General features: G+C 68.5%; 29 protein-coding genes and 1 tRNA gene. 13 read left to right on the top strand and 17 right to left on the bottom strand.

The window, feature by feature from the left end:
* The first annotated feature begins 4 nt into the window (after window positions 1-4).
* The 3 genes from FL625_RS00605 to FL625_RS00595 all read left to right on the top strand — a co-directional run bounded on the left by FL625_RS00605 (window position 5) and on the right by FL625_RS00595 (window position 1,967).
* The gene (locus FL625_RS00605; RefSeq protein ID WP_149586698.1) at window positions 5-682 is read left to right on the top strand and encodes a MerR family transcriptional regulator; all 678 of its coding nucleotides are present in this window, start codon (window positions 5-7) and stop codon (window positions 680-682) included.
* Window positions 683-742: 60 nt separating this feature from the next.
* Window positions 743-820, top strand: a tRNA-Pro gene (locus tag FL625_RS00600).
* A 67-nt stretch (window positions 821-887) separates the two neighbouring features.
* Window positions 888-1,967 (top strand): 2'-deoxycytidine 5'-triphosphate deaminase, encoded by a 1,080-nt coding sequence (locus tag FL625_RS00595; RefSeq protein ID WP_149586697.1) that lies wholly within the window; start codon window positions 888-890, stop codon window positions 1,965-1,967.
* A 22-nt stretch (window positions 1,968-1,989) separates the two neighbouring features.
* Here the strand turns inward: FL625_RS00595 and FL625_RS00590 are convergent, their stop codons facing one another.
* The 11 genes from FL625_RS00590 to epmA form a co-directional block, all read right to left on the bottom strand.
* Window positions 1,990-2,190: a hypothetical protein gene (locus tag FL625_RS00590; RefSeq protein ID WP_149586696.1), complete on the bottom strand. Its 201-nt coding sequence runs from the start codon at window positions 2,188-2,190 to the stop codon at window positions 1,990-1,992.
* 12 nt (window positions 2,191-2,202) lie between these two features.
* The gene (gene scpB, locus FL625_RS00585; protein ID WP_149586695.1) at window positions 2,203-2,847 is read right to left on the bottom strand and encodes an SMC-Scp complex subunit ScpB; all 645 of its coding nucleotides are present in this window, start codon (window positions 2,845-2,847) and stop codon (window positions 2,203-2,205) included.
* Entirely contained in the window at window positions 2,847-3,638 is a 792-nt protein-coding gene (locus tag FL625_RS00580) for a segregation and condensation protein A (protein ID WP_149586694.1), read from the bottom strand. The genes scpB and FL625_RS00580 overlap by 1 nt, the downstream gene beginning before the upstream one ends.
* Complete coding sequence (locus FL625_RS00575) at window positions 3,631-4,626, bottom strand: glycoside hydrolase family 3 N-terminal domain-containing protein (protein WP_149586693.1); 996 nt, start codon at window positions 4,624-4,626, stop codon at window positions 3,631-3,633. The genes FL625_RS00580 and FL625_RS00575 overlap by 8 nt, the downstream gene beginning before the upstream one ends.
* Entirely contained in the window at window positions 4,623-5,603 is a 981-nt protein-coding gene (locus FL625_RS00570) for an SPOR domain-containing protein (RefSeq protein ID WP_149586692.1), read from the bottom strand. Before FL625_RS00570 ends, FL625_RS00575 begins: the two co-directional genes overlap by 4 nt.
* A gap of 72 nt (window positions 5,604-5,675) precedes the next feature.
* The gene (gene argS / locus FL625_RS00565; protein ID WP_149586691.1) at window positions 5,676-7,418 is read right to left on the bottom strand and encodes an arginine--tRNA ligase; all 1,743 of its coding nucleotides are present in this window, start codon (window positions 7,416-7,418) and stop codon (window positions 5,676-5,678) included.
* Window positions 7,419-7,484: 66 nt separating this feature from the next.
* Complete coding sequence (locus FL625_RS00560) at window positions 7,485-7,961, bottom strand: holin family protein (RefSeq protein ID WP_149586690.1); 477 nt, start codon at window positions 7,959-7,961, stop codon at window positions 7,485-7,487.
* A complete protein-coding gene (locus FL625_RS00555; RefSeq protein ID WP_149586689.1) occupies window positions 7,952-8,563 on the bottom strand; it encodes a holin-associated N-acetylmuramidase in 612 nt (203 codons plus the stop codon). The genes FL625_RS00560 and FL625_RS00555 overlap by 10 nt, the downstream gene beginning before the upstream one ends.
* Window positions 8,564-8,681: 118 nt before the next feature.
* Complete coding sequence (ccmE, locus tag FL625_RS00550) at window positions 8,682-9,137, bottom strand: cytochrome c maturation protein CcmE (RefSeq protein ID WP_149587132.1); 456 nt, start codon at window positions 9,135-9,137, stop codon at window positions 8,682-8,684.
* 166 nt (window positions 9,138-9,303) lie between these two features.
* Complete coding sequence (gene argC, locus FL625_RS00545; RefSeq protein WP_149586688.1) at window positions 9,304-10,332, bottom strand: N-acetyl-gamma-glutamyl-phosphate reductase; 1,029 nt, start codon at window positions 10,330-10,332, stop codon at window positions 9,304-9,306.
* 317 nt (window positions 10,333-10,649) lie between these two features.
* The gene (gene epmA / locus FL625_RS00540) at window positions 10,650-11,702 is read right to left on the bottom strand and encodes an EF-P lysine aminoacylase EpmA (RefSeq protein WP_149586687.1); all 1,053 of its coding nucleotides are present in this window, start codon (window positions 11,700-11,702) and stop codon (window positions 10,650-10,652) included.
* Between the two features lie 88 nt (window positions 11,703-11,790).
* Here epmA and efp point away from each other — a divergent pair, with 88 nt between their 5' ends.
* Both efp and FL625_RS00530 read left to right on the top strand, forming a co-directional pair.
* Window positions 11,791-12,357, top strand: coding sequence for an elongation factor P (gene efp, locus FL625_RS00535; RefSeq protein ID WP_149586686.1), 567 nt, complete (start codon window positions 11,791-11,793; stop codon window positions 12,355-12,357).
* A 162-nt stretch (window positions 12,358-12,519) separates the two neighbouring features.
* Window positions 12,520-13,299 (top strand): formate/nitrite transporter family protein, encoded by a 780-nt coding sequence (locus FL625_RS00530; RefSeq protein ID WP_149586685.1) that lies wholly within the window; start codon window positions 12,520-12,522, stop codon window positions 13,297-13,299.
* 101 nt (window positions 13,300-13,400) lie between these two features.
* On the opposite strand, the gene FL625_RS00525 is transcribed toward FL625_RS00530, so the two are convergent.
* Together FL625_RS00525 and murI are read right to left on the bottom strand one after the other, a co-directional pair.
* Window positions 13,401-14,141: a DUF1684 domain-containing protein gene (locus tag FL625_RS00525; RefSeq protein ID WP_149586684.1), complete on the bottom strand. Its 741-nt coding sequence runs from the start codon at window positions 14,139-14,141 to the stop codon at window positions 13,401-13,403.
* Window positions 14,141-14,953: a glutamate racemase gene (murI, locus tag FL625_RS00520; RefSeq protein WP_149586683.1), complete on the bottom strand. Its 813-nt coding sequence runs from the start codon at window positions 14,951-14,953 to the stop codon at window positions 14,141-14,143. The genes FL625_RS00525 and murI overlap by 1 nt, the downstream gene beginning before the upstream one ends.
* A gap of 188 nt (window positions 14,954-15,141) precedes the next feature.
* Between murI and FL625_RS00515 the strand changes: the two genes are divergently transcribed.
* The 6 genes from FL625_RS00515 to grxD all read left to right on the top strand — a co-directional run bounded on the left by FL625_RS00515 (window position 15,142) and on the right by grxD (window position 19,828).
* Complete coding sequence (locus FL625_RS00515) at window positions 15,142-16,047, top strand: LysR family transcriptional regulator (RefSeq protein ID WP_149586682.1); 906 nt, start codon at window positions 15,142-15,144, stop codon at window positions 16,045-16,047.
* A 260-nt stretch (window positions 16,048-16,307) separates the two neighbouring features.
* Complete coding sequence (gene purL, locus FL625_RS00510; protein WP_149586681.1) at window positions 16,308-18,470, top strand: phosphoribosylformylglycinamidine synthase subunit PurL; 2,163 nt, start codon at window positions 16,308-16,310, stop codon at window positions 18,468-18,470.
* On the top strand, window positions 18,467-18,970 hold the full coding sequence (locus FL625_RS00505) for a GNAT family N-acetyltransferase (RefSeq protein ID WP_149586680.1): 504 nt from the start codon (window positions 18,467-18,469) through the stop codon (window positions 18,968-18,970). The genes purL and FL625_RS00505 overlap by 4 nt, the downstream gene beginning before the upstream one ends.
* A gap of 24 nt (window positions 18,971-18,994) precedes the next feature.
* On the top strand, window positions 18,995-19,231 hold the full coding sequence (locus FL625_RS00500; RefSeq protein ID WP_149586679.1) for a BolA/IbaG family iron-sulfur metabolism protein: 237 nt from the start codon (window positions 18,995-18,997) through the stop codon (window positions 19,229-19,231).
* Window position 19,232: 1 nt separating this feature from the next.
* Entirely contained in the window at window positions 19,233-19,457 is a 225-nt protein-coding gene (locus tag FL625_RS00495; protein WP_149586678.1) for a hypothetical protein, read from the top strand.
* 11 nt (window positions 19,458-19,468) lie between these two features.
* Window positions 19,469-19,828: a Grx4 family monothiol glutaredoxin gene (gene grxD, locus FL625_RS00490; RefSeq protein WP_149586677.1), complete on the top strand. Its 360-nt coding sequence runs from the start codon at window positions 19,469-19,471 to the stop codon at window positions 19,826-19,828.
* Between the two features lie 9 nt (window positions 19,829-19,837).
* Here grxD and FL625_RS00485 read toward each other — a convergent pair whose 3' ends face one another.
* From FL625_RS00485 to FL625_RS00475, 3 genes are read right to left on the bottom strand one after another with little or no spacing between them, the layout of a single operon-like run.
* The gene (locus FL625_RS00485) at window positions 19,838-20,158 is read right to left on the bottom strand and encodes an MliC family protein (protein WP_149586676.1); all 321 of its coding nucleotides are present in this window, start codon (window positions 20,156-20,158) and stop codon (window positions 19,838-19,840) included.
* On the bottom strand, window positions 20,155-20,520 hold the full coding sequence (locus FL625_RS00480) for a cell division protein ZapA (protein WP_149586675.1): 366 nt from the start codon (window positions 20,518-20,520) through the stop codon (window positions 20,155-20,157). Before FL625_RS00480 ends, FL625_RS00485 begins: the two co-directional genes overlap by 4 nt.
* Window positions 20,513-21,010, bottom strand: a complete 498-nt coding sequence (locus FL625_RS00475; RefSeq protein ID WP_149586674.1) for a hypothetical protein — start codon at window positions 21,008-21,010, stop codon at window positions 20,513-20,515. The genes FL625_RS00480 and FL625_RS00475 overlap by 8 nt, the downstream gene beginning before the upstream one ends.
* Window positions 21,011-21,230: 220 nt before the next feature.
* On the opposite strand from FL625_RS00475, the gene tkt reads away from it, so the two are divergent.
* Window positions 21,231-23,246: a transketolase gene (tkt, locus tag FL625_RS00470; RefSeq protein ID WP_149586673.1), complete on the top strand. Its 2,016-nt coding sequence runs from the start codon at window positions 21,231-21,233 to the stop codon at window positions 23,244-23,246.
* 111 nt (window positions 23,247-23,357) lie between these two features.
* Entirely contained in the window at window positions 23,358-23,963 is a 606-nt protein-coding gene (locus FL625_RS00465) for a PepSY-associated TM helix domain-containing protein (protein WP_149586672.1), read from the top strand.
* On the opposite strand, the gene FL625_RS00460 is transcribed toward FL625_RS00465, so the two are convergent.
* On the bottom strand, window positions 23,935-24,909 hold the full coding sequence (locus tag FL625_RS00460) for a DUF808 domain-containing protein (protein ID WP_149586671.1): 975 nt from the start codon (window positions 24,907-24,909) through the stop codon (window positions 23,935-23,937). The genes FL625_RS00465 and FL625_RS00460 overlap by 29 nt on opposite strands.
* Window positions 24,910-24,911 lie beyond the last annotated feature (2 nt).

Genomic DNA, 24,911 nt, shown 5'->3' with positions numbered 1-24,911 from the left:
AGGCTTGGACAAGTCGCCCGAGGCCTTCCGCACCATCAGCGAGGTGGCCGAACAGCTCGACACGCCCGCGCATGTGCTGCGCTTCTGGGAAAGCCGCTTTCCGCAGATCAAGCCGGTCAAGCGCGCGGGCGGGCGGCGCTACTACCGGCCCTCGGACGTGGCTCTGCTCACCGGGATCAAGCGGCTTCTGCACGACGAGGGTCTGACGATTCGCGGCGTGCAGAAGATCCTGCGCGACCATGGCGTGCGCCAGGTCGCCGGGCTGACCGACGACAGCGTGACGCTGGACGATCTGGCGGTGATTCCGGCTCCGCCCGCGCCCGCACCGGTGACGGCCCCGGTTCCCGAGTCAGGTTTCATCCACATCGACGACAGCACGGAGGCGTCGGCAGGGACGGCCGAGCCTCCCCGTTCGGCAGCGGCCCGGCCGGCCACCTCTGCGCAGACCGGCCTGCCGCTCTTCGACGCGCCGCCCGCCTTCGGCACGGCCACGGCAGCCCCCCCCGCACCCGCCGCACCGCGCAAGCCCACCCGGCGCGACGACGTGACATTCGCCAGCCTGATCAGGGCCTTGCCGCCCGGCGCCCTGCGCCCCCGCACGCCCGAGATCGCCGGCATCGCCCAGCGGCTGCGCGCCTTGCGCGACCGGCTCGCCGTCCGTGCCGAAGGTGGCAACGACTGAGCCCCTCATGCGCTTTCCCGCTTGCACCGGCCCGGAATACCGGTATGTATCCCCCCGTGTCGGGCCGTAGCGCAGCCTGGTTAGCGCGTCCGTCTGGGGGGCGGGAGGTCGAGAGTTCGAATCTCTCCGGCCCGACCATCGAAAACCCGCCCGCCTGCCTTCCGGCAGCGCGGGCGGTTTCACATCCGGCCTGCGGGAGGGCGACATGACATCCGGTGTGCTTCCCGCCCAGACCTTGCGCCGGCTGATCGCCGAAGGCGCGCTGTCCGCCGCCCCTGCGATCCGCGACGACCAGATCCAGCCCGCCAGCCTCGACCTGCGGCTTGGCCCGGTGGCCTACCGGGTGCGGGCCTCGTTCCTCGCCGGCCACGGCCGCCGGGTGCAGGACCGGCTGGAGGAATTCACCATGCACCGGGTGAACCTCGCCGATGGCGCGGTGCTGGAAAAGAACTGCGTCTATGTCATCCCGCTCACCGAGCGTCTGGCCCTGCCCCCCGGCGTGACCGCCGTCGCCAATGCGAAAAGCTCTTCGGGCCGTCTCGACCTCCTGACCCGCACGATCACCGATGGCGGCAGCGAATTCGACCGCATCCCCGAGGGCTACACTGGCCCCCTCTATGCCGAGGTCTGCCCGCGCAGCTTTTCGGTCCTGGTGCGCGAGGGCCAGCGGCTGAACCAGATCCGCTTCCGCCAGGGTCAGGCGGTGCTGTCGGACGCGGACCTTGCCGCGCTCCACGCCGCCGACCCGCTGGTGACGGGCGAGGCGGTGATTTCCGAGGGCCTCGGCTTTTCCGTCGATCTGAAGCCCGCGCAGGGCACGCTGGTCGGCTACCGCGCCAAGCCGCATACCGGGGTCGTCGATCTCGACCGCATCGGCCATTACCCGGCGCAGGACTTCTGGGAAGAGCTGCACACGACCGACGGCCGCATCATCCTCGACCCCGGCGCCTTCTACATCCTCGTCAGCCGCGAGGCGGTGACGATTCCGCCCGACTACGCCGCCGAGATGGCGCCCTACCTCGCCATGGTCGGCGAATTCCGGGTGCATTATGCGGGCTTCTTCGACCCCGGCTTCGGCCATGCCGCCGCGGGCGGCGCAGGCTCGCGCGGGGTGCTGGAGGTGCGCTGCCACGAGGCGCCCTTCGTCCTGGAACACGGGCAGGTGGTGGGCCGGCTGGTCTATGAACGCATGGCCGAACGGCCCGAGACGCTTTATGGTGCGGGGATCGCCTCGAACTACCAGGGCCAGGGCCTGAAACTCGCCAAGCAATTCCGGTCGGGTTGACCGGGCCGGACGCGCAGCGCCGCTAGCGCCACAACCGGCGCGCGATGTTCTGGAACTTCCGCGCCCGTGCCGCAAGATCGCGCGCCTGTTTCGCCTGCTGCCGCTCTTCCGGGGTCATCTCGGCCTCGGGCTTGCCCTTGCGCGCGGCGTAATCGACGCCGGCGTCCACCGCGCTGCGGAAAAGCATCCGGGTCAGTGTATTCCATAGCCCGTTCAGGTCCATCCTGACCTCCGTTCAGTCCTCGAACAGCTCGCTCTGGCCGGTCGTGGCCTCGTCCTCGTCGTCAGATGCCAAAGCCTGCCCGGGCGCGGGGCGGTTGTCCAGCAGGCCAGCCGCCCGCAATTCCTTCAGCCCCGGCAGGTCGCGGGCGGATTCGAGGCCGAAATGGTCGAGGAAGGTTTCCGTCACCACGAAGGTCACCGGCCGCCCCGGCGTCATCCGGCGGCGGCCGAGGCGGATCCAGTCCAGCTCCAGAAGCTGGTCAATCGTGCCCCGGCTCACGGCAACGCCACGGATTTCCTCGATTTCGGCGCGTGTCACCGGCTGGTGGTAGGCGATGATCGCCAGCGTCTCGATCGCCGCGCGCGACAGTTTCCGCGTCTCGACCGTCTCGCGCCGCATCAGGAATCCCAGGTCCGGCGCCGTGCGGAAGGCCCAGGCATCGCCCACCCGCACCAGATGCACCCCCCGCCCCTCGTAGCGTTTGCGCAGATGCACCAGCGCCTCGGCCGGGTCCGAGCCATGCGGCATCCGCGCCACCAGTTCGGCCACCGAAACCGGCTCGGCGCTGGCGAAGAGGATGGCCTCGACCATCCGCTCCTGCTCGCCCATGGGGGGCGCGTCGAACAGGCTGCCTTCGTCCTCGTGCTCCTCGCGCATCATCCGTCCTTCAACCGCAACTCGATGGGCGCGAAGGTCTCGCCCTGGCGCAGGCTGATCTGCCCTCGCTTGGCCAGTTCCAGCACCGCCGCGAAATGCGCCGCCAGCGCCGAGCGGCGGGCCATGGGGCTCACATCCCAGCCCTCGGGCAGGAAGCTGACCAGCGTCGCCCAGTCCCCGGCATAGCCGATCAGCCCGCGCATCCGCTCCAGCGCCTGTTCCATCGTGAACACATGTTCGCGATCCATGACGAAGGGGCGGAACTCGTCCTTCGTGCGGATCCGCGCATAGGCGCGCATCAGATCCAGCAGCGAGGCGGTCCAGACCACCTTGCGATGATGCGTCATGTCCTCGGGCACGCCGCGGGCGAAGAAGTCGCGCCCCAGCTGGTCGCGCCCCATCAGCCGAGCCGCCGCGTCGCGCATCGCCTGCAACCGTTCCAGCTGGAAGGCGAGATGCGCCGCCAGGTCCTCGGCGCTCGGCCCCTCGTCGCCCGGTTCCGGCGGCAACAGGAGGCGCGATTTCAGGAAGGCCAGCCAGGCCGCCATCACCAGGTAATCCGCCGCCAGTTCGATCCGCAGGGACCGCGCGCGTTCGACAAAGCCCAGATACTGCTCGGCCAGCTTCAGGACCGAGATCCTGCGCAGATCCACCTTCTGCGTGCGGCTCAGCGTCAGGAGAAGGTCGAGCGGACCCTCGAAGCCATCGACATCGACGATCAGCGCCTCGGCCGCCAGCCGGTCCTCGGGCGAGATGCGCTCGGGCTGATCCCAGTCTTCCGCCTCAGCCATGCGCCAGCTCGGCCAGAGCCGCCTTCACATCCACCTGCCCCTCCCGTCGCGCCGCAATCGCCGCCTCGGCCCGGGCGCGGGTCTCGGAGCCCATGGTTCCGGCCGCGCCCGCAACCTCCTCCATCTCGGCGAGGTCGCCCTTGCAGTGCAGCGCGATGTCCACCCCCGCCGCGATGGTCCGCGCCGTGCGCTCGGCGAGCGTTCCCGACAGGGCCTGCATGTTCAGGTCGTCCGACATCAAGAGGCCCCGGAACCCGATTTCCTCGCGGATCAGCCGGATCACATCGGGCGATTGCGTCGCCGGGCGGTCGGGGTCGATCGCGGCAAAGACCAGATGCGCGGTCATCGCCATCGGCAGGTCGGCCAGCGCCCGGAACGGCGCGAAATCCACGGCTTGCAACTCCTCCCGCGACACGGTGACCGTGGGCAGGTCTTGATGCGTGTCCACATGGCTAAGGCCATGGCCCGGCATGTGCTTCATCACCGGCAGCACGCCGCCCGCCATCAGCCCCTCGGCCACCGCCCGCCCGATCTGCGCCACCGTCTCCGGGTCGCGGCCATAGCAGCGGTTCAGAAGGAAGGGATGCGTCGCGGGTCGCGCCACGTCCAGCGTCGGGATGCAGTCGGCGTCGATCCCCACCGCCGCCAGTTCCGCCGCGATCACCATGGCGCGCAGCCGCATCTGCCGCTCGGCCGCCGCGACCGACCCGGCGGCATCGACCGTGTCGAGCGGCGGCGTCCATTCCCGCCAGTGCGGCGCGCGCAGGCGCTGGACCCGGCCACCCTCCTGATCGACCAGAACAGGGGCCTCGCGCCCCACCGCCGCGCGCAGGTCGGCCGTCAGGCGACGCAGCTGGGCCGGGTCCTCGACATTGCGGGCAAAGAGGATGAAGCCGAACGGATCGGCCTCGCGGAAGAAGGCGCGCTCCTCGGGCAGAAGCACCGGCCCGGCACAGCCGAAGATCGCGGCGCACGTTCCCACCGTCATTTGTGCGGGACCGGAATACAGGTCGCGCCTTCCGTGACGAAGGCCGAGCAGAAGCGGCGCGCATCGTCCTCGCCGTCGAAACCGTGCCCGCGCAGCCGGTAGAAGGTCCGACCGCCGCTCTCGGCCGGCTGGACGACCATCCCCTTGCCCGCCATCAGTTCCCCGAACCGCACCTGCAACTGTGCCCAGGCCGCGCGCGCCTCGTCGGCGGTGTCATAGGTCCCGAACTGCACCAGCCGCGTGCCGGGCGCGATCGTCGCCGGATCGACCTCGTTCGCCGCGGGCAGCGCAGCCGGGGCCGCCGGGGCCGGAGCCCGGCTGCCTGGCCGGGCCTTGGGCCGGATCGACGCGAGAATGGCCCCCTCGGGCACGGGCTCGGTCTCCTCCAGGTCCGGGATCGGCGTGTCCGCGGGCTCGAACAGCGCAGCATCGGGGATCTCGCCCAGAGCCTCGGCCAGGGCGGCGTCGATGGCGATCTCGGTCGGGTCTGCGCTCTCGGTCGGGGGCGCCGCGGCAAGGGCCAGGTCCCGGTCGGCGGGCAGGGCCCCGGTCGGGGCCGAGGCCTCGGTCAGCCCCGGTTGCAGCATCCCGGCAAGGCCGGCGGCATCCTCGGGCTGAAGCTCCATCGGGCGCGGCGCCAGCACCAGCCTTTCGGGCGGGGGCGAGGCGGCCCCGGTCTCGGCCAGTTCGTTCACCGCAAGCCCCTGGTGATCGGCGATGGCTCCGCCGGGATCGGCCGGGGCGATGCGCATCGGCCCCTCCATCGCCTGGATCACCGGAACGCCGTTCACGTCTCGCACCGCCAGCCTGTAGCCCCAGACGCCAAGACCGATCACCAGCGCCAGCGAGGTGACGGCGCCAGCGATGTTCAGGACGCGCTGCACCCGCGCCGCGCGGTTGACATCACGGACGCCATGCAGCGCCCGGGCCCCATCAAGAGGAAAGCCGCCGCCGAAGTCATGATCCGCGTCCGCCATCTGCTGCCCCTGCCTGCGGGACGGTTGGTCCGTCCCTGCACTCGCGCCTATCGCCGACCGGGGCGCCTGTCGTCAGCGCATTTCCTCGACCGGAGTGACGCCAAGGATACCAAGGCCTGCGCAAATAACAACGCCCACGGCCCGGGCAAGGGCGATTTTCGCCGCAGAAATTGCGGTATCCTCCTGGATGAACCGCAAGCTGTCGTCGTCGTTGCCCTTGTTCCACAGCCCGTGGAAGTCCGAGGCGAGTTCGTAAAGGTAGAAGGCCACCCGGTGCGGCTCGTGCGCCTTGGCAGCGATTTCCACCAGCCGCGGCCATTCGCCCAGCTTGCGGATCACCGCCAGTTCCGCCTCGTGGCCGAGATGCGCCAGATGCGCCGACGAAAGCGAGGCATCGCTCACATCCAGCCCCGCGTCGCGTGCCTTGCGCAGGATCGAGTTCACCCGGGCATTGGCATACTGGACGTAGAAGACCGGGTTGTCCTTCGACTGTTCGGTCACCTTGTCGAAGTCGAAGTCCAGCGGCACGTCGTTCTTGCGGGTCAGCATGACGAAGCGGACGACATCCGGCCCCACCTCGTCGATCAGGTCGCGCAGCGTGACGAAGGTCCCGGCGCGCTTCGACATCTTGACGACCTGGCCGCCCTTCAGAAGCTTGACCAGCTGGATCAGCTTGATGTCCAGGTTGACCTTGTTCTCCGACAGGGCGCTGACCACGGCCTTCAGCCGCTTGACATAGCCCGAATGGTCCGCGCCGAAGATGTTGATCAGCTCGTCGAAGCCGCGGGTCACCTTGTCGTAGTGATAGGCGATGTCCGGGGCGAAATAGGTCCAGCTGCCGTCCGACTTCTTCACCGGGCGGTCCAAATCGTCGCCGAAGGCGGTCGAGCGGAACAGGGTCTGCTCGCGCGGCTCCCAGTCCTCGGGCGTCTTGCCCTTGGGCGGCTCCAGCACGCCCTCGTAGATCAGACCGAGGCCCCGCAGCCGTTCGATCGCCGCCTCGATCCTGCCCGTGCCATATAGCGCCTTTTCCGACGAATAGACATCCATCGTCACGCCCAGCGCCTTCAGGTCGTCGCGGATCGTGGCCATCATCATGTCGGTGGCAAAGGTCCGGACATCGGCCAGCCATTCGCCCTCCGGCCGGCCAAGCAGGCTGTCGCCGTACTTGTCCTTCAGTGCCTGGCCCACCGGAATCAGGTAGTCGCCGGGATATAGGCCCTCGGCGATCTCGGGCGACAGCCCATGCGCCTCGCGGTAGCGTTCATAGGCCGACCGGGCCAGCACATCGACCTGCCCGCCCCCGTCGTTGATGTAATACTCGCGCGTGACCGCATGGCCCGCGAAGTCCAGCAGCGAGGCCAGCGCATCGCCCACCACCGCGCCGCGCGCATGGGCCACATGCATCGGCCCGGTGGGGTTGGCGCTGACGAACTCGACGTTGACCTTGCGGCCCCCGCCCATGGCCGACCGCCCGAAATCCGTCCCCTTGACCAGCACCTCGCGCACCAGCCCCTGCCAGGCCGCCGGATGAAGCCGCAGGTTCAGGAAGCCCGGACCCGCCACATCGGCGCCCGCGACGCGCGGGTCCTCCATCAGCCTCACCGCCAGTTCATCGGCAATCGCGCGCGGCTGCATCCCGGCGGGCTTGGCCAGCACCATCGCCGCATTGGTCGCCATCTCGCCATGCCCCGCATCCCGCGGCGGCTCCACCGCGACCTGCGACAGGTCCAGCCCCGAGGGCAGCACGCCCGACGCCATCAGCGCCTGCAACTCGGCCACCACAAGTTCACGGATATCGGCGAACAGGTTCATTTGATCACATCCTCTGATCCGCAAGGCCATGCCAGAGGCCCGATCAGAGGTCAAGGATCGGCAGCCTCACTCCCGCCGCCAGTCCTCCAGCGCCGCGTTCTCCTCTGCCATGGCCGCCGTCGCCGATGCATAGGGCGAGACAACCGCCCGGTTGCGGAAGTAATGCGTCTCCCGCGCGCCGAAGTAGAAGGCGACGATCGCCCCCAGAAGCCACCACAGGGGCTCGGGCACCGCGTTCAGCCCCACCATCCGATAGGCAAAGGCCTGCGGATCCACCATGGCATAGACGAACAGCCCGATGGTCCCGAAGGCCAGGAACGGCCGCGGCAGCCGGTTCAACCCGTTCACCATCCGGTCGAACCACGACAGCGCGGGATGCTGGTATTCCTCCCCCAGCTGCCGCAGCGCCGCCATCTGCGCCTCGGCCGAATATTCCATCCGCTTGGTGGCCGAGGGCACGAAGACTTCGGCCACCCCCTTCGCGGCCTCGCCCAGCGCCGTGACCGCCCCGGGCGCGCCAACCAGCTTCCCGATCACCCCCATGCTGCCACCCGTGCCCGGTGCTGCGCCTCGGTCAGGTGGTATCTCGGGCTGATGAATTCCTCCGCCCGCGTGATCCAGCCGCCCTTGCCTCCATCCTTGCGGCGGGCGAACTTGCGGCTCGCCGGGCGCTTGTCGGCCAGCGCATAATAGTAGTTGCGCCGCGCGATCCCGTAGGCATCGGCCAGATGCGCCGGCGCGGCCTCATACGCCATCTGCGCCGCGCGGATCGTCTGCGGCCCGATCGCCCCGTCCGGGTCGCAGGGAAAGCCCATGTCGGTCAGAAGCCGCTGCAGGATCTTCACCGCATTGCCGCCCGCGTTGACATACATGTCGAAGACGCTCGCCTGAAGCGGCTCCGGCAAGGCCGCGATCCCGGGGCGCTTGTAATAATGCTCCAGATAGATCTCGACCGCCTCGGCGCGCGTCAGCGCCCTCACGTCGGCCAGGTCGATCCGCGTGTCGCGGTTCACGTCGATCCCCAGCCGCCGCAGCGTCCCGATGGTCACTCCGTGATTGGTCGCGCCTCCCGGATCGTCCGGGTCGTTCACGAACCCGCCCTCGCGGGCGACGATCTCTTCGGCAATCTGTCGGACATCCGGCATGGGCACCCCCCTTCACACGGGGGGGAAGCCTGCCGCAGCGGCGTTAACGCCGCCCTGCCCGACCGCGCGCCGCGCAAGCGCAAGAATTTTCGCCGAAAATTCTTGCGTTCCGGGTCGCTCAGCTTCCGGGCTTGGCCTTGGGATCGACATAGACGCCCTGCTCCTTCAGCGCGTCCACCACTTCCTTCGGCATGTAGGTCTCGTCATGCTTGGCCAGCACCTCGGTCGCCACGAAGGTGTCGCCCTCCATCCGCCCCAGCGCCACCATGCCCTGACCTTCGCCGAACAGGTCAGGCAGGATGCCGGTATAGCGCACCGGCACCGTCGCGTTGGTATCGGTCACGGCGAAGGAGACCTCCGTCCCCTGGCCGCGCCGAATCGACCCCTCGACCACCAGCCCACCGATGCGGAAGGTCTCACCCGGGCCGGGCGGCGCCTCCAGAACCTGCGAGGGTGATCGGAAGTAGTTGATCCCGTCGCGCATGGCATAGCCGACCAGCCCCGTCGCGCCGATCAGCGCCACCGCTGCAAGCGCGACGATCTGGATGCGCCGCTGCTTCTTCAGCCCCTTCAGGCCCCGGATTTCCGTCTTCCCGTTCATCGCATCCGCCCCTGCCGCCGGCCAGATCATGCTCTGCCCAAGGTGGGGATACCTTGACCCGCGTCAAGCCCCGCTCCTCGGTGCCTTCGGCCCTCGTCGCAGACCCGCGAGGAGAAGTCGAAGACGCACGACGAGCCGCTTACGGGAAAACGGGCGCCAGCATCAAGCCTTCCGTCTCCGGCAACCCCAGCATCAGGTTCGCGTTCTGGATCGCCTGGCCCGAGGACCCCTTGGTCAGGTTGTCCAGGACCGAGACCACCACTGCCCGCCCCGGGATGCGATCGCCGATCACCCCCAGGTGGCAAAAGTTCGACCCCGCGATGTCGCGGGTCGAGGGCAGCGACCCGAAGGGCAGGACCTTCAGGAAAGGCTCGGTTTCATACGCCTTTTCAAGCACCTGATGCACGATCTTCGCGTCGCCCTTGACATAGACCGTGGCGAGGATCCCCCGGTTCATCGGCAGAAGGTGCGGCGTGAACTGCACCCGGACCGGACGTCCGGCGACCTTCGAGAATTCCTGGTCGAACTCGCCCAGATGCCGGTGCTTGCCGCCCGCCGAATAGGTATGGGTGCCGCCGGACAATTCCGCGTGAAGCAGGTTCTCCTTCAGGCTGCGCCCGGCCCCCGAGACTCCGGCCTTCAGGTCGATCAGGATATCGTCCAGGTCGATGCAGCCCGCCGCGATCAATGGCCGCAGCGCGAATTGTCCCGTGGCCGCGTTGCAGCCCGTGCCCGCCACCAGCCGCGCGGACCTGATCTCGTCGCGGTAGAACTCGGTCAGGCCATAGACCGCTTCCTTCTGGATCTCCACCGCCGCATGCGGCTGGCCATACCACTTCTCGTATTCCGCTGGATCGCGCAGCCGGAAGTCCGCCGACAGGTCCACGATCCGCAGGGTCTTCGGCAGTTTCGCGATCACTTCCTGCGTCGTCGCATGCGGCAGCGCGCAGAAGCACAGGTCCACCCCGGAAAAGTCGATCTCGTCGATCTTCGTGAGCTTCGGCAGGTCCAGGTGCCGCAGGAAGGGGAAGACCTCCGCCATGCTCATCCCCGCCTTGCGGTCGGCCGACAGCGCGACGATGCGCATGGCGGGATGCGTCGCGATCAGGCGCACCAGTTCCGCACCCGTATAGCCCGAGGCCCCGAGGATGGCGATGCGATGGGTCATGGCGCGGCTCCCGCAGAAGAAACGCGCCTTCTTTGCGCCCCTTGCGCCCCCAATGCAAGACCGCCGAATGTCACCGGCACAATTCCGGCCAATGGCTTGCCCTTTCCGGAAATACTCCCGCCGGAGGCATGCAACGGCGGAGACAAGAAAAGGCCGATCCCTGTCGCGCCCCCCTTGCAGCCAGCGCCTCCCCTCCCCCTTCGTGGGGAGGGGCCGGGGGTGGGGGGCCGCCGCCGAACATCCTTTCCAGACGGTTTACGTCCACGGCCATCCTTATGATTCCGAATTGAAATCGGAAAATGTCCACCGTGGACAGATCACGGCACCGGGGTCCACATCACGTCGTCGATCCGGGGGGCGCCCGTGGCCAGCATCACCACCCGGTCGAACCCCATCGCGATGCCCGCCGCCGGGGGCATCCCCTCCAGCGCCGCCAGGAAATCCTCGTCCAGGGGATAGCTTTCCCCGTAGACCCGAGCCTTCTCGGCCATCTCGGCCTCGAACCGCCGCCGCTGCTCGCCCGCGTCGGTCAGCTCGCCGAACCCGTTCGCCAGCTCCACCCCGCAGGCATAGACCTCGAACCGCTCCGCCACCCGCGCATCCCCCGGCACCTTCCTTGCCAGGGCAGCCTCTGCCGAGGGATACCGGTCCAGGATCGTCACCCGCCCCTGCCCCAGTTTCGATTCCACCTTCTCCGACAGGACCCGGCTCAGCATGTCCGACCAGGTGTCGTCCGAGGCCCGCCGCAGCCCGATCCGGTCCAGTTCGCGGCCGAGGGTCTCGGCATCCGTCGCCCCGTCCGCCCGGATCGAGGCCATCAGGTCCACCCCGGCATGGACCAGGAAGGCCTCGGCCACCGACAGCCGCTCCGGTTCGACGAACGGATCGCAGACCCGATCCCGGAACCGCAGCACCCCGGCTCCCGCCTCGCGCGCGGCCAGCCGCAGGAAGGCCATCACGTCCGCCATCAGGACCTCGTAGCCCTCGCCCACCCGGTACCACTCCAGCATCGTGAACTCCGGGCTGTGCAGCGCCCCCCGCTCGCGGTTCCGCCAGACGTGGGAGAAGGCATGGATCCGGGTCTCGCCCGCCGCGAGCAGCTTCTTCATCGCGAACTCGGGCGAGGTGTGAAGATACATCGTCCGCCCCGCCCCGTCGGTCCCGATGGCCTGGGTCGAGAAGCCGTGCAGGTGCGCCTCGTTTCCCGGGGAGATCGCCAGCGCGGCCGGGTCCACCTCGGTGAACCCTTCCCCCGCCAGCCAGCCCCGGATCGCGGCCTGGATCCGGTTGCGGGTCATCAGGACCGGCCGGCGGTCGGCGTGGCGCGAGGGGTTCCACCATGGGGTGGACGGGGAGGATGCGGGATTCATCTGGAAATTCCGGTTCGGATCGGTTAGGGGCGCGGGCAGATGCCGGTCGCTCGAGGACCGGTCCCCCGATATAACAAGGACCCGACCTTTGAAAGTCATCGCCTCCTCGCTCCGCAAGGGCAACGTCGTCGAGATGGACGGCAAGCTCTACGTCGTGCTCACCGCCTCGAACTTCCACCCCGGCAAGGGCACCCCCACGACCAGCGTCGACATGCGCCGGATCTCGGACGGCGTGAAGGTCTCGGAACGCTGGCGGACGACGGAGATGGTCGAGAAGGCCACCGTGGACGAACGGGAGTACGACTACCTCTACGAGGACAGCGAAGGCTTCCATTTCATGGAGCCCAACACCTACGAACAGGTCGTGGTGACCGAGGACGTGATGGGCGGAAACAAGCCCTACCTGCAGGAAGGCATGCGCTGCTACCTGAAGACCTTCGAGGGCGTGCCGATCGCCATCGAGGTGCCGCAGAAGATCACCGTCGAGATCACCGAGACCGAGCCGGTGGTTAAGGGGCAGACCGCCTCGTCCAGCTACAAGCCCGCGATGACCTCGAACGGGCTTCGGGTGATGGTTCCCCCCCATATCGACGTCGGCACCCGCATCGTGATCAACACCGACGACGACTCCTACGTCGAACGCGCAAAGGACTGATCTGTCCACAGTGGAAAATCTGCGGTTTCGATGCATTATCAACATCTTGGCCGTGGACGTTAGAGAAACGCAAAGCTTGGGAAAGGCATGTCGCGGGGCATGCCTTTTCGCTTTTCCGGGGGCCGCAAGCGGCTATTCTGGCAGCCGAAGGAGAGGTTCGGGATGCCCAGCGACAGCCATGACGCCTACAGACCGGCCGAGATCGCGGCGCTGATCGAGACGGCAGGCGTGGCCAAGGCCGCGCTGCCCCTGCACCGGATGGCCACGCTTGCGCTTCTGGCCGGGGCCTTCATCGGCTTTGGCGCGGCCTTCTGGTGCGTGGCCATGGCGGGCGCCGACCCCGGCTTCGGGCCGCACCGGGTGCTGGGCGGCGCGGTCTTCGCGCTGGGGCTGATCCTGGTCGTCGTGGGCGGGGCGGAACTCTTCACCGGCAATGCGCTGATGGTCATGGCGGCGGTGGACCGCCGGATCACCCCCGGAGCCCTGATGCGCAACTGGGGCATTGTCTATGTCGGCAACCTGCTGGGCGCTGCGGGGCTGGCGCTGGCCTTCGGCCTCTCGGGCCTACTGGACGGCCCGATGGGCGCCACGGCGGCCAAGGCGGCGACGGCGAAGGCCGCCCTGCCCCCGCTGGAAGCCTTTGTCCGCGGCGCGCTGTGCAATGCGCTGGTCTGCCTCGCGGTCTGGCTGAGCTTTGCGGCGCGCTCGGCCACGGACAAGATCCTGGGCGTCCTCTGGCCGGTCACCGCCTTCGTGGCGCTGGGGCTGGAACATTCGGTGGCGAACATGTTCCTGTTTCCGGCGGGCGTCTGGGCGGGATCCGAGGCCGCGCCGGCCGGGATGCTGGGAAACCTTCTGTGGGTCAGCCTGGGCAATGTGGTCGGCGGCGCGGGCGGCGTGGCGCTGGCCTACCGCTTTGCCTACGGCGCAATGCGGGCGTGAGGGCGGTGGGCGGATCGCCCACCCTGCTACTCCCGCGCGAGGCAACAGAGGCTGCCAGGGATGGGCGCGCCGGAAGGTGCGCTGTAGCGCACCCTACGATCTCACGGCGCGAGTTCCCCGGCCTCGATGCGGAACGGCAGGATGTTGCCGGGCGGCGGCAGGGGGCAGATCGCGAAATCGGTGAAGGCGCAGGGCGGCGATATGGCACGGTTGAAGTCGAGGGTGATCTCGGTCCCGGATGGATCCTCGCCGAAGAGGAAGCGGCAGGCCGGGTAGGTCTCGCCCGCCGTCGCGTCCCGGAAGACGAACATCGGCTTGCCCATCTTCCAGTGCGTCGGCGTCAGGGTGATGGTCTGCCCAAGGTGCCGGAAGGTCGCCCGATGCGTGATGGTCACGGCGGCGGTCGAGCCGTCCTTCATCGCCACCTCGGCGGCTTGCGGGGCGAGGCTTTCCCACCCGGCCCGGATCGTCCAGGCCGGATCCTCGGGGTAGTGGCGCAGGGCGACCTGCGGCGCCAGCGTCAGATCGCGCACCCGCAGCGCCGGAACGCCATCAACCGTGTGGATTTCCAGCAGGAAGGGATCCACGCGCAGCTGCGGAAAGGCATCGGGGACCGGCAGGAAGGGCCGCGGCGCCTCTCCCGGCCGGGCGAAGCTGGCGCCCGCCTCGGTCAGCTCCAGCGTGCCGAGGAGGTCGGGGCCGGAGGGAAGCCGCAGTCCCTGCGCCGCCCCGACCGGGTGGCGGCCGGGGGCGAGCTCGATCCGGGCGACCAGGTTCAGCCAGCCGTCCGGCGCGGCCAGGGCGGCAAGCCGCTCCGCCCGCCAGGCGGCCAGCGGCAGCATCAGGCCGCCTCGAAGGTGATCTTGCGACGCAGGAACTGGGTGGCCTTGTTCGAGACATAGGCCGGATCGCCGGTGGTCAGGAACCTGGACCGGGTGCCGGTGCCGAGGAACTGCGGGCGGCGGGTCAGGTAGTCGGCGAGGCTTTCTGCCACCAGATTCGCCTGGGAATAGACCTTGACCCCCGGTCCGAGCGCATCCTGGAAGGCCTTTTCCATCAGGGGATAGTGCGTGCAGCCCAGGATCGCCGCCTCGGGTGCGGGCATCCGGCGTTTCAGCGCCTCGACATGGCTGCGCACCAGGGCCTCGGCCAGGATCTCGTCGCCCTGCTCGATCGCGTCCACCACACCGCCGCAGGGCTGGGCCTCGACATCGACGCCGATGGCGCGGAAGGCAAGCTCGCGCTGGAAGGCGCGGCTGGCCACCGTGGCAGGGGTGGCGAAGAGGGCCACATGCTTCACCGCGACCTCGCGCGGGGGCGAGTTGTCGCCCCACTGCCGTTCGGTCAACGCCTCGATCAGCGGCACGAAGACGCCGAGGACGCGCTTTTCGGGGGGCACCCAGGTTTCCTGCATCCGTTTCAGCGCGGCGGCGGAAGCGGTGTTGCAGGCAAGGATCACCAGGTCGCAGCCCTCGGCCCAGAGCCGTTCGGTCGCGGCACAGGTCAGGTTGAAGATGTCATCGGCGGTGCGCACACCATAGGGGGCGTGGGCATTGTCGCCGAAATAGACAAAGGGAACCTCGGGAAGCCGCTTTGTCAAAGCATCGAGGACAGTCAACCCGCCGAGGCCCGAATCGAATACGCCAACTGCCATGCCTGCCGCTTTCCACTGCGCGCGATTGTGCCGCGCCTGCCCTTTCCGCGATCATAAGATGGACCGTGGCGGTGCGAAAGGTCAAAGCAAAGCCGTCAAGATGGGGACATGCGGGGTTTACATCCACGCGCGATTCCCTATCTGCCACGGGTCGTGCTAGGGTTCCGAGTGGATTTTGGAGAATGGTCATGGATTGGGACAAGCTGAGGATCTTTCACGCGGTCGCGGAGAAGGGCAGCCTGACCCATGCCGGCGACGTCTTGCACCTGTCGCAATCCGCCGTGAGCCGCCAGATCCGCGCGCTGGAGGAGAGCCTGTCGGTGACGCTGTTCCACCGCCACGCGCGGGGGCTGATCCTGACTGAACAGGGCGAACTCCTGTTCGACGCGACGCAGCAGATGGTGCGGCGGCTGGACGCGACGGCGGCGCGGATCCGCGACAGCGAGGACGAGGTCTTCGGCGAGTTGCGGGTGACGACGACCACGGGGTTCGGGACGTTGTGGCTGGCGCCGCGGCTGGCGCGGCTTTACGAGAAATACCCGGCGCTGAAGATCGACCTGATGCTGGAAGAGCGCGTCCTCGACCTGCCGATGCGCGAGGCCGACGTGGCGATCCGGATGAAGGAGCCGAGCCAGGCCGACCTGATCCGCAAGCGGCTGATGCAGATCCGGATGCAGCTCTTCGCCACGCCGGAATACCTTGCCGCGCATGGCACGCCCGAGTCGATGGACGATTTCTCGAGCCACCGGCTGATCTGCCAGCACGCCGGCACGCCGCAGGTGGCCGCAGGTGCGCTGCTGGTGGCCGACCTGATGACGCATGACATCCCCTCGACCCTGACGGTGAACAACTATTTCGGGGTGTTGCAGGCGGTCCTGAACCATCTTGGGATCGGGGTCCTGCCCGATTACCTGACCGAGGATTTCCCGAACCTCGTCCGCGTCCTGCCGGACGTGCAAAGTGCCGAGGTGCCGGTGTTCCTGGCCTATCCCGAGGAACTGCGCCATTCCAAGCGCGTGGCGGCCTTCCGCGACTTCGTGACCGAAGAGATCGTGGCCTTCCGCCGCCGCCAGGCCGAGGATGCCGCCGCCTGATTGCTGCCATGCAGCATCTGCATAGCGGCCTTGCCCAAACGTCGGGCATTCCGGACTTGTTTGCGCAAGCATGCGGCACTATTTGAACTCTCGAAGCGGCGATGAGCATGCTCTCGTCCCTTCGTACCTCCCTGTTGGACTAGGCCGGGCGTAATGCCCGGCTTTTTTTTCGCCTCGGTCGTCACGGGGCGGTTTGCCCTTCCCCGGGCGATCGCATATGAGGCGGCGAGGTTGCCGAATTGCCTGTCCAAGGGGATGCCATGCAAGAGCCCGCCATCACGCCGGAACTGGTCGCTGCCCACGGGATCAAACCCGACGAATGGGAGCGTCTTCTCGGCATCATGGGGCGGGAGCCGACCTTCACCGAGCTTGGCATCTTCTCGGCGATGTGGAACGAGCATTGTTCCTACAAGTCGTCGAAGATCCATCTGAAGAAGCTGCCGACCACCGGCCCTCAGGTGATCTGCGGACCGGGCGAAAATGCGGGCGTGGTGGATATCGGCGACGGGCAGGCGGTGATCTTCAAGATGGAGAGCCACAACCACCCCTCCTACATCGAGCCGCACCAGGGCGCGGCGACCGGCGTGGGCGGCATCCTGCGCGATGTCTTCACCATGGGCGCGCGGCCCATCGCGGCGATGAACGCGCTGTCCTTCGGCCTGCCGAGCCACCCCAAGACCGCGCATCTGGTCAAGGGCGTGGTGGAAGGGATCGGCGCCTATGGCAATGCCTTCGGCGTGCCCACCGTGGGCGGCGAGGTGCGGTTCCATCGCGCCTACAACGGCAACTGCCTGGTGAACGCCTTTGCCGCGGGCCTCGCGGATGCGGACAAGATCTTCTACTCGGCCGCCTCGGGCGTGGGCATGCCGGTCGTCTATCTGGGCGCCAAGACCGGCCGCGACGGCGTGGGCGGGGCGACGATGGCCTCGGCCGAGTTCGACGACACGATCGAGGAGAAGCGCCCCACGGTGCAGGTGGGCGACCCGTTCACCGAAAAGCGGCTGCTGGAGGCGTGCCTTGAACTTATGGCCTCCGGCGCCGTCATTTCCATCCAGGACATGGGCGCCGCCGGGCTGACCTGTTCGGCGGTCGAGATGGGCGACAAGGGGGGCCTCGGCATCAAGCTGCAACTCGACGACGTGCCGCAGCGCGAGACGGGGATGACCGCCTACGAGATGATGCTGTCGGAGTCTCAGGAGCGGATGCTCATGGTGCTGAAGCCCGAGAAGGAGGCCGAGGCGCGGGCGATCTTCGAGAAGTGGGATCTGGACTTCGCCATCGTGGGCGAGACCATCCCCGAGGACCGCTTCCTGATCCTGCATGGCAACGAGGTGAAGGCCGACATTCCGCTGTCGAAGCTGTCGTCCAGTGCGCCGGAATACGACCGGCCCTGGCTCCCGACGCCCGCCGCCGCGCCGCTGGGCGAGGTGCCGCAGATCGGTGCCATCGCGGGCCTCAAGGCGCTGATCGGCAGCCCGACCTATGCGCACAAGGCCTGGGTTTACGAGCAGTATGACAGCCAGGTCGGCGCCGACACGCTGGTCACGCCGGGCCTGCCGGCGGGCGTGGTGCGGGTGCACGGGACCGGCAAGGCGCTGGCTTTCACCAGCGACGTGACGCCGCGCTACGTCAAGGCGAACCCGGTCCAGGGCGGCCGGCAGGCCGTGGCCGAGGCCTACCGCAACCTGACCGCGGTGGGCGCGCGGCCCCTGGCCACCACCGACAACCTCAACTTCGGCAACCCGGAAAAGCCCGAGATCATGGGCCAGTTCGTCGGCGCCCTGCAGGGCATCGGCGAGGCCTGCCGGGCGCTCGACATGCCGATCGTGTCGGGCAACGTGTCGCTCTACAACGAGACCGACGGTCAGCCGATCCTGCCCACGCCGACCATCGGCGCGGTGGGGCTGTTGCAATCCATGGACGAGCTGATCGCGGGCCGCCCGGAAGAGGGCGATCTGGCGGTCCTGGTGGGCGAGACCAAGGGGCACATGGGACAGTCGGCGCTTCTGGCCGAGGCCTTCGGGATCGAGGCGGGCGATGCGCCCCCCGTAGATCTGGAGGCAGAGCGGCGGCATGGCGAGTTCATCCGCGCGCACCGCCGCCTGATCCGTGCCTGCACCGACCTGGGCGACGGGGGGCTGGCGCTGGCCGCCTTCGAGATGGCCGAAGGCGCTGGCCTGGGCGTGACGCTGGAGGCGGGGGACACCCCTGCCCTCTTCGGCGAGGATCAGGCGCGCTATCTGGTCGCGGCCCCGGCCGAGGATGCCGAGGCGCTCGTCGCGGCGGGCAAGGCGGCGGGCGTGCCGGTCGCGGTGGTGGGGCGCTTCGGCGGTGAGGCGGTCGATTTCGGCGGCGACAGCGCGCCGCTGGCGGACCTCTCGCGGCTTTACCGCACGGCCTTTGCCGCGACGGTCGGGCTGTGACGCTGCGCCCGGCGACGCCGGCGGATTTCCCGCTTGTGCGGTCTCTGGCGCAGCGGCCCGACTATGCGCCCTTCATCACCGACGAGGACGAGGCGGCGCTTGCCGCCTACCTGGCCGCGCCCGACTGCCGGTTCCTGATCTGGGAGCCGGAGGGCCAGCCCGCCGGCTTTGCCATCTTCTGCGAGATCGGCAACCCCTCGGGCCGGGTGGAACTGATGCGGCTGGCGCTGGTCGAGGCCGGGCGGGGACTGGGCGGCCGGTTCCTGCGCGTGCTTCTGGACCACGCATTCGGCACGCTTGACGCCGCCCGGGTCTGGCTGGATTGCAGCGCCGAGAACCTTCGCGGCCAGAAGGTCTATGAACGTGCGGGCTTTACCCTGGAAGGCCGCTTCCGCGCGCACCACCGGGTTCCGGTGACCGGGCGGATCATCGACATCCTCTATTACGGCATGCTGCGGTCGGAATGGCAGGCCCTTGAACCGCCGGCGCGGCGGGCCTAGGTTCCAAGGCAAAGGAGACGCCCGATGCCCATCGAAGCCCGCGACATCGAAGCCCTGATCCGGGAGGCCTTCCCGAACGCGAAGATCAGCGTGCAGGGCGATGACGGCGCGCATTTCGCGGCCGAAGTGATCGACGAGTCGTTCCGCGGCATGAACCGGGTCCAGCAGCAGCGCGCGGTCTATGCGGCGCTGAAGGGCAAGATGGACGGGCCGAACGGCGCGCTGCACGCGCTGGCCCTGACGACAAAGGCGCCGGATTGAGATGGTGACAGGCAGCGGCCTTGGCGGTCTGCTTCCGGTCGCGATGACGCTGGTCGGCGTCGTCACGATGCTGCGGGCGCGGTCCCGGCGGAGGACGGGCGAGAGGCCTTTGGACGAAGGCTCCGAGCGCAGGCAGGCGGAAGCCGCCGAGATGGAACGGCGCATGGCCTCTTATCTGGCCGCGCGCGATGCAGGGCGGCACGATGCCGCCGGGGATGACGCATAGGAGAACGGGCGATGAGCGCGGAGGCAACGATCAGGGACCTGATCGAGAAGAACGACGTGGTGCTGTTCATGAAGGGCACCAAGATGATGCCGCAATGCGGGTTCTCGTCCCGCGTCGCGGGGGTCCTGAACTTCATCGGCGTGGACTACCAGGACGTGAACGTGCTGGCGGACCCGGAAATCCGGCAGGGGATCAAGGATTTCAGCGACTGGCCGACGATCCCGCAGCTTTACGTCAAGGGCGAATTCGTCGGCGGCTGCGACATCGTCACCGAGATGACGCTGTCGGGCGAGCTGGACCAGCTTCTGGAAGCCAAGGGTGTGGCCTTCGACAAGGCGGCCGCCGACAAGATCCGTGAAGCCAACGCCTGACGGGCAACCCTACCCTGCGTTGCAGGTCAGGATCGGCGTCTCGCCCTCGGGCGTCTTCCAGTAGAGCGTGGCCTCCTGCCCCTTGGTCCACCAGACATAGTTGGACCCGTCCGAGGGCCAGCCGTAGCGCGCGCCCGAGGCCGCCTCTTCGCCGAGCAGCGTGATCTGCCGGCCGTCCACCATCAGCACCACGAGGCTGCCCTCGGGCGTGTTGACATAGGTCGCGGGCACCTGCACCCCTCGGTCGCACTGGTAGGTTGCGGCTTCGAACTGCGGCGCGGCCGTGGCGGCCGCGGGCATAAGCGACAGAAGCAGGACGGTCCGTTTCATCCGCGCACCTGTTCCTCGATCCGGGCCGCCATGGCCTCGGCCCGGGCGGCGATCTCGGCCAGGGTGTCCGAGACCTGCTTCGGCACCACCGCCACATCGCGCGTGGCCACGGGCCGCGCCTCCAGTTCGGCGACACGGGCGCGCAGGGCGCGAAGCTCGTCCTCGACGGCCGCAGTCTTGTCGGCCAGCATCAGCCCCGCCATCAGCAGCATCTTCGCCTCGGGCAGGCGGCCCAGCTGCGAGACGATCGGTTGCGCCTCGGCGTCCAGCATAGCCGCGGCCGCGCGCAGGAAATGCTCCTCCCCCGGCTGGCAGGCGACCTGGAACGAGCGCCCGCCGATGATGACTTCCAGATCAGGCATGGCTGGCCTCCGTCAGATGGGGTTCGAGCGCGGCAAGGATTTCGTCCATTTCGGCGATCTCGGTCAAGCGCAGGGCGCGGAGCGCCTCCAGCTCGGCCAGCATCGCCTTGTTGATCTGGCCGGGGTCGGCCACGCCAGAGGCCTGTGCGGTGCGCAGCGCCTCGAGCTGTTCGCGCAGCGACGCATTGACCCGGCGCATACGCTGCAATTCCAGACCCTGCACGTCCAGTTCCTGCGTCAGACGGTCGATCTTGTCCTGAAGGTCACCCTTCGCCTCACGCGCCGAGGCGGCACGCAGGCGGGCCTGCAACTGGGCGTTCAGCGCCTTCTCCTCTTCGAGCTGGGCGCGCAGCTGTGCCTCGGTCGCGCCAGCCGCCGCGGCAGGGCCGGACGGCGCGGCGCGTGACAGTGACGGCAGACGGTCCAGACCCTTGCCGATCCGCTCCAGCGCCGCGGCGATCCGCTTTTCCAGTTCGGTGATTTCCTGCATCCCTACCCCCTGCACCCGGGCGCGAAGCGGCGCCCGCACCCCCGGATGACCCTGTCCCGAATCGCCCGGCCGATACTTCCGGCGATCTTAGCGCGAAACCCGGGAAAGGCGACCGGCCTTTCTTCCCAAGGCCTTGGGCTCCAAGCTTGATCTTGCCGGTTGCGCTGGTTAGGACGGCGCGAAATCCCCGCGACCCGTTCAGCCTGAAGGAATCCTGCCCGTGGACATCCAGACTCTCCGCCAGAAGCACCCCGACCACTGGATGCGCGCCACCGCGATCCGCGCCCTGGCGCTGGATGCCGTGGCCGCGGCGAACTCGGGCCATTCGGGGATGCCGATGGGCATGGCCGACGTGGCGACGGTCCTGTTCGAGAAGCATCTGAAGTTCGACCCCAAGGTCCCGCGCTGGCCGGACCGCGACCGGTTCATCCTGTCGGCGGGGCATGGTTCGATGCTGATCTACGCGCTGCTCTACCTCACCGGCTACGAGGACATGACGCTGGACCAGATCAAGGCGTTCCGCCAGTGGGGCGCGATCACGGCGGGGCACCCGGAATACGGCCATGTCGCGGGGGTGGAGACGACGACGGGGCCGCTGGGTCAGGGCATCTCGAACGCCGTCGGCTTCGCGATGGCGGAAGAGAACCTCCGCGCGCGCTGGGGGGCGAAGATCCAGGACCACTACACCTGGGTCATCGCCGGTGACGGCTGCCTGATGGAGGGTGTCAGCCAGGAAGCCATCGGCCTTGCGGGCAAGCAGCAGTTGTCGCGGCTGATCGTGCTGTGGGACAACAACGGCATCACCATCGACGGCAAGGTGTCGATCGCCGACATCACCGACCAGAAGGCGCGCTTCGCGGCGAGCGGCTGGGACGTGTTCGAATGCGACGGGCATGATCCGGTGGATATCGACCGTGCGCTGACGGCGGCCAAGGCCAGCCCCCGCCCCGCGATGGTCGCCTGCAAGACGCATATCGCCCTCGGCCATGCGGCGCAGGACACCTCGAAGGGCCACGGCGCCTTGACCGACAAGGCGCAGTTGCAGGCGGCCAAGGACGCCTATGGCTGGCCGGGCGGGCCGTTCGAGGTTCCCGCCGAGATCAAGGCCTGGTGGGAATCGCTTGGCGCCCGTGGCGCCAAGGCGCGCGCCGAGTGGGAGGCGCGGCTGGCGGCCCTGTCGCCCGCGAAACAGGCCGAGTTCGCCCGCATCTTCGCGCGGGAGGCGCCGGCCAAGCTGGCCTCGGTCATTCGCGGCGTGAAGAAGCAGGCGGTGGCCGATGCGCCGAAGCTGGCGACCCGCGCGGCCTCGGAAAAGGTGCTGGCGGCGGTGAACCCGGTCGTGACCGAAACCATCGGCGGCTCGGCCGACCTGACGGGATCGAACAACACCAAGACGCCGGACCTGGGCGTCTTCACCCCCGAGGACCGCAAGGGGCGTTACGTCTATTACGGCATCCGCGAACACGGCATGGCGGCAGCGATGAACGGCCTTGCGCTGCATGGTGGTGTGCGCCCCTATGGCGGCACGTTCATGTGCTTCACCGACTATGCGCGCCCGTCGATGCGGCTTTCCGCGCTGATGGGGGTGCCGGTGGTCTATGTCATGACGCATGACTCGATCGGCCTCGGCGAGGACGGCCCGACTCACCAGCCGGTCGAGCATCTGGCGATCAGCCGCGCCACGCCCAACACGCTGGTCATCCGCCCCGCCGACCTGGTCGAGGTGGCCGAGGCCTGGGAGATCGCCCTGACCGAGAAGACCCGGCCCACGGTCCTGGCGCTGAGCCGCCAGAACCTGCCGGCTGTGCGCAAGACGCACACCAACGCCAACATGGTGGCGAAGGGCGCCTATGTGCTGGCCGAGGCCACGGGCAAGCGCCAGGCGATCCTGATCGCCACGGGGTCGGAGGTGGAAATCGCGCTGAAGGCCCGCGCCGCTCTCGAGGCCGAGGGGATCGGCACGCGCGTCGTCTCGATGCCCTCGATGGAGCTTTTCGCCGAACAGGACGAGGCCTGGCGCCGCAAGATCCTGCCGCCCGGCCCGGTGCGCGTGGCCATCGAGGCCGGCGTCCGGCAAGGCTGGGACCGCTGGCTTCTGGGCGAGCGGGGCCGCGAGGCCAAGGCCGGCTTCGTCGGCATGTCCTCCTTCGGCGCCTCGGCCCCGATGGAGCGGCTTTATGCCGAGTTCGGCATCACCGCCGAGGCGACCGTGGCCAGGGTCAAGGCGCTGCTCTGAGCCTTTGGTTCAGGATCGGCGATTAAGCGGCGGCTTATGGCCGCCGCTGTTTTTTTGGCTGACCTTGGGGGTCCTGCTGGCTAGGGTCCGACCCGCAGGGAGGGTCGCCGGATGCGATTGCTGAAAACCGTTCATGGGTGGCTCGGGGTGCTCGTTCTGCCCTGGGTCATCGTCATCGGCCTTACCGGCCTGTTCCTGAACCACGAAAGGCTGGTCATGGGCTGGCTGGAGGGCGAGGGCTACGACGAGGCCCAGTTCGACAACTGGCCCGGGGCTCGGGCGCTGACGATCGGCGAGGCGCAGGCCCTGGCCGAGGCGGTCGTTCCGGGCACGGACCTGACGCTCAACCAGGACAGGACCTATCACGGGCGCGAGGTGGCGACCTTCGTGGCGGGCGAAACCCGGGTGATCGTGGCGCTGGGGACCGGGCATTACTGGGTCAAGACCGACTTCTCGCGCACGACCCATGCCCCGGACGGAACGGTGCTGGAAACCAAGACCTACTGGGAAGGCATCTTCAAGCGCCTGCATGTGCGGGGCTGGCTGACCTCGACCTTCGGCACCTGGCTGGCCGACATCACCGCGGCGGCGATGGTGGTCTTCGGGCTTACCGGAATCGTGCTGTTCATCCTGCCTCGCATCCGGCGCTGGCGGAACCGGCGGCAGATGCAGAAGGGACCGGCGCCGGTCAGTGCGCCGCGGCCTTCCGCCCGGTAAGTGCCGCCCAGAGCGGCCCGATCACCCGGGTTGCCACCGGGATCAGGATCACGCCGAGGACCAGACCGAACACCCCGTCGAGGGCCGCGGTGACGACCCATTGCACAAAGCCCTGCGCGGCCGGCACGGCATGGGCGGCGGCCTCGGCGATGTGGTGGATGGTCTCGTAGGGCCAGGGCCAGAGATGGGTGACCTCCAGCCCGTGGATCACGATGTTGCCGCCGACCCAGAGCATCGCGGCAGTGCCCACGGTGGACAGGAAGGCCATCAGCTTCGGCATCCCCAGCACCAGCCCCCGCCCCAGCGCCCTGCCCGCCCCGGTGCGGCCCGTGGCGGCCATGTGCAGGCCCACGTCGTCCATCTTCACGATCAGCGCCACCGCGCCATAGACCGCGACCGTGATCAGCGTGCCGACCACCGCCAGCGTCACCGCCTGAAGCCAGAAGCTTGGACTCTCGATCGTGGCAAGCGCGATGGTCATGATCTCGGCCGACAGGATGAAGTCGGTCTTGATCGCGCCGGCGACCTTTTCCTCTTCCAGATGGCCGGGGTCCTGCGTGTCGTAATCGGCCTCGACCTCGTGATCCGCATGGGGGGCAAGGGCATGGAATACCTTCTCGGCACCTTCGAAGCACAGATAGGCGCCCCCCAGCATGAGGAGCGGCGTGATCACCCATGGCGCGAAATGATCCAGCGCCAGAAGGCCGGGCAGCAGGACCACCAGCTTGTTGCGCAAGGATCCGAGCGCGATGCGCCAGATGATCGGGAGTTCCCGGTCGGCGGAAAAGCCGTGGACGTATTTCGGCGTCACCGCGGCGTCGTCGATCACCACGCCCGCGGCCTTGGTCCCCGCCTTGGCGGCCGCGGCGGCGATGTCGTCCACCGAGGCCGCCGCCACCTTGGCGATGGCCGCCACGTCGTCAAGAAGTGCGAGAAGTCCGCTCATGC

It is taken from the genome of Tabrizicola flagellatus (assembly GCF_008271465.1).
In the GTDB taxonomy this organism is placed as follows: Bacteria; Pseudomonadota; Alphaproteobacteria; order Rhodobacterales; family Rhodobacteraceae; genus Tabrizicola; species Tabrizicola flagellata.
This window is presented reverse-complemented; position numbering and strand designations above follow the sequence as displayed.

Coding starts and splice junctions, on each gene's coding strand:
- FL625_RS00595 (WP_149586697.1), top strand. CDS start 888: ATGACATCCGGTGTGCTTCCCGCCCAGACCTTGCGCCGGCTGATCGCC.
- FL625_RS00590 (WP_149586696.1), bottom strand. CDS start 2,190: ATGGACCTGAACGGGCTATGGAATACACTGACCCGGATGCTTTTCCGC.
- scpB (WP_149586695.1), bottom strand. CDS start 2,847: ATGCGCGAGGAGCACGAGGACGAAGGCAGCCTGTTCGACGCGCCCCCC.
- FL625_RS00580 (WP_149586694.1), bottom strand. CDS start 3,638: ATGGCTGAGGCGGAAGACTGGGATCAGCCCGAGCGCATCTCGCCCGAG.
- FL625_RS00575 (WP_149586693.1), bottom strand. CDS start 4,626: ATGACGGTGGGAACGTGCGCCGCGATCTTCGGCTGTGCCGGGCCGGTG.
- FL625_RS00570 (WP_149586692.1), bottom strand. CDS start 5,603: ATGGCGGACGCGGATCATGACTTCGGCGGCGGCTTTCCTCTTGATGGG.
- argS (WP_149586691.1), bottom strand. CDS start 7,418: ATGAACCTGTTCGCCGATATCCGTGAACTTGTGGTGGCCGAGTTGCAG.
- FL625_RS00560 (WP_149586690.1), bottom strand. CDS start 7,961: ATGGGGGTGATCGGGAAGCTGGTTGGCGCGCCCGGGGCGGTCACGGCG.
- FL625_RS00555 (WP_149586689.1), bottom strand. CDS start 8,563: ATGCCGGATGTCCGACAGATTGCCGAAGAGATCGTCGCCCGCGAGGGC.
- argC (WP_149586688.1), bottom strand. CDS start 10,332: ATGACCCATCGCATCGCCATCCTCGGGGCCTCGGGCTATACGGGTGCG.
- epmA (WP_149586687.1), bottom strand. CDS start 11,702: ATGAATCCCGCATCCTCCCCGTCCACCCCATGGTGGAACCCCTCGCGC.
- FL625_RS00530 (WP_149586685.1), top strand. CDS start 12,520: ATGCCCAGCGACAGCCATGACGCCTACAGACCGGCCGAGATCGCGGCG.
- FL625_RS00525 (WP_149586684.1), bottom strand. CDS start 14,141: ATGCTGCCGCTGGCCGCCTGGCGGGCGGAGCGGCTTGCCGCCCTGGCC.
- murI (WP_149586683.1), bottom strand. CDS start 14,953: ATGGCAGTTGGCGTATTCGATTCGGGCCTCGGCGGGTTGACTGTCCTC.
- FL625_RS00515 (WP_149586682.1), top strand. CDS start 15,142: ATGGATTGGGACAAGCTGAGGATCTTTCACGCGGTCGCGGAGAAGGGC.
- purL (WP_149586681.1), top strand. CDS start 16,308: ATGCAAGAGCCCGCCATCACGCCGGAACTGGTCGCTGCCCACGGGATC.
- FL625_RS00500 (WP_149586679.1), top strand. CDS start 18,995: ATGCCCATCGAAGCCCGCGACATCGAAGCCCTGATCCGGGAGGCCTTC.
- FL625_RS00495 (WP_149586678.1), top strand. CDS start 19,233: ATGGTGACAGGCAGCGGCCTTGGCGGTCTGCTTCCGGTCGCGATGACG.
- grxD (WP_149586677.1), top strand. CDS start 19,469: ATGAGCGCGGAGGCAACGATCAGGGACCTGATCGAGAAGAACGACGTG.
- FL625_RS00485 (WP_149586676.1), bottom strand. CDS start 20,158: ATGAAACGGACCGTCCTGCTTCTGTCGCTTATGCCCGCGGCCGCCACG.
- FL625_RS00480 (WP_149586675.1), bottom strand. CDS start 20,520: ATGCCTGATCTGGAAGTCATCATCGGCGGGCGCTCGTTCCAGGTCGCC.
- FL625_RS00475 (WP_149586674.1), bottom strand. CDS start 21,010: ATGCAGGAAATCACCGAACTGGAAAAGCGGATCGCCGCGGCGCTGGAG.
- FL625_RS00465 (WP_149586672.1), top strand. CDS start 23,358: ATGCGATTGCTGAAAACCGTTCATGGGTGGCTCGGGGTGCTCGTTCTG.
- FL625_RS00460 (WP_149586671.1), bottom strand. CDS start 24,909: ATGAGCGGACTTCTCGCACTTCTTGACGACGTGGCGGCCATCGCCAAG.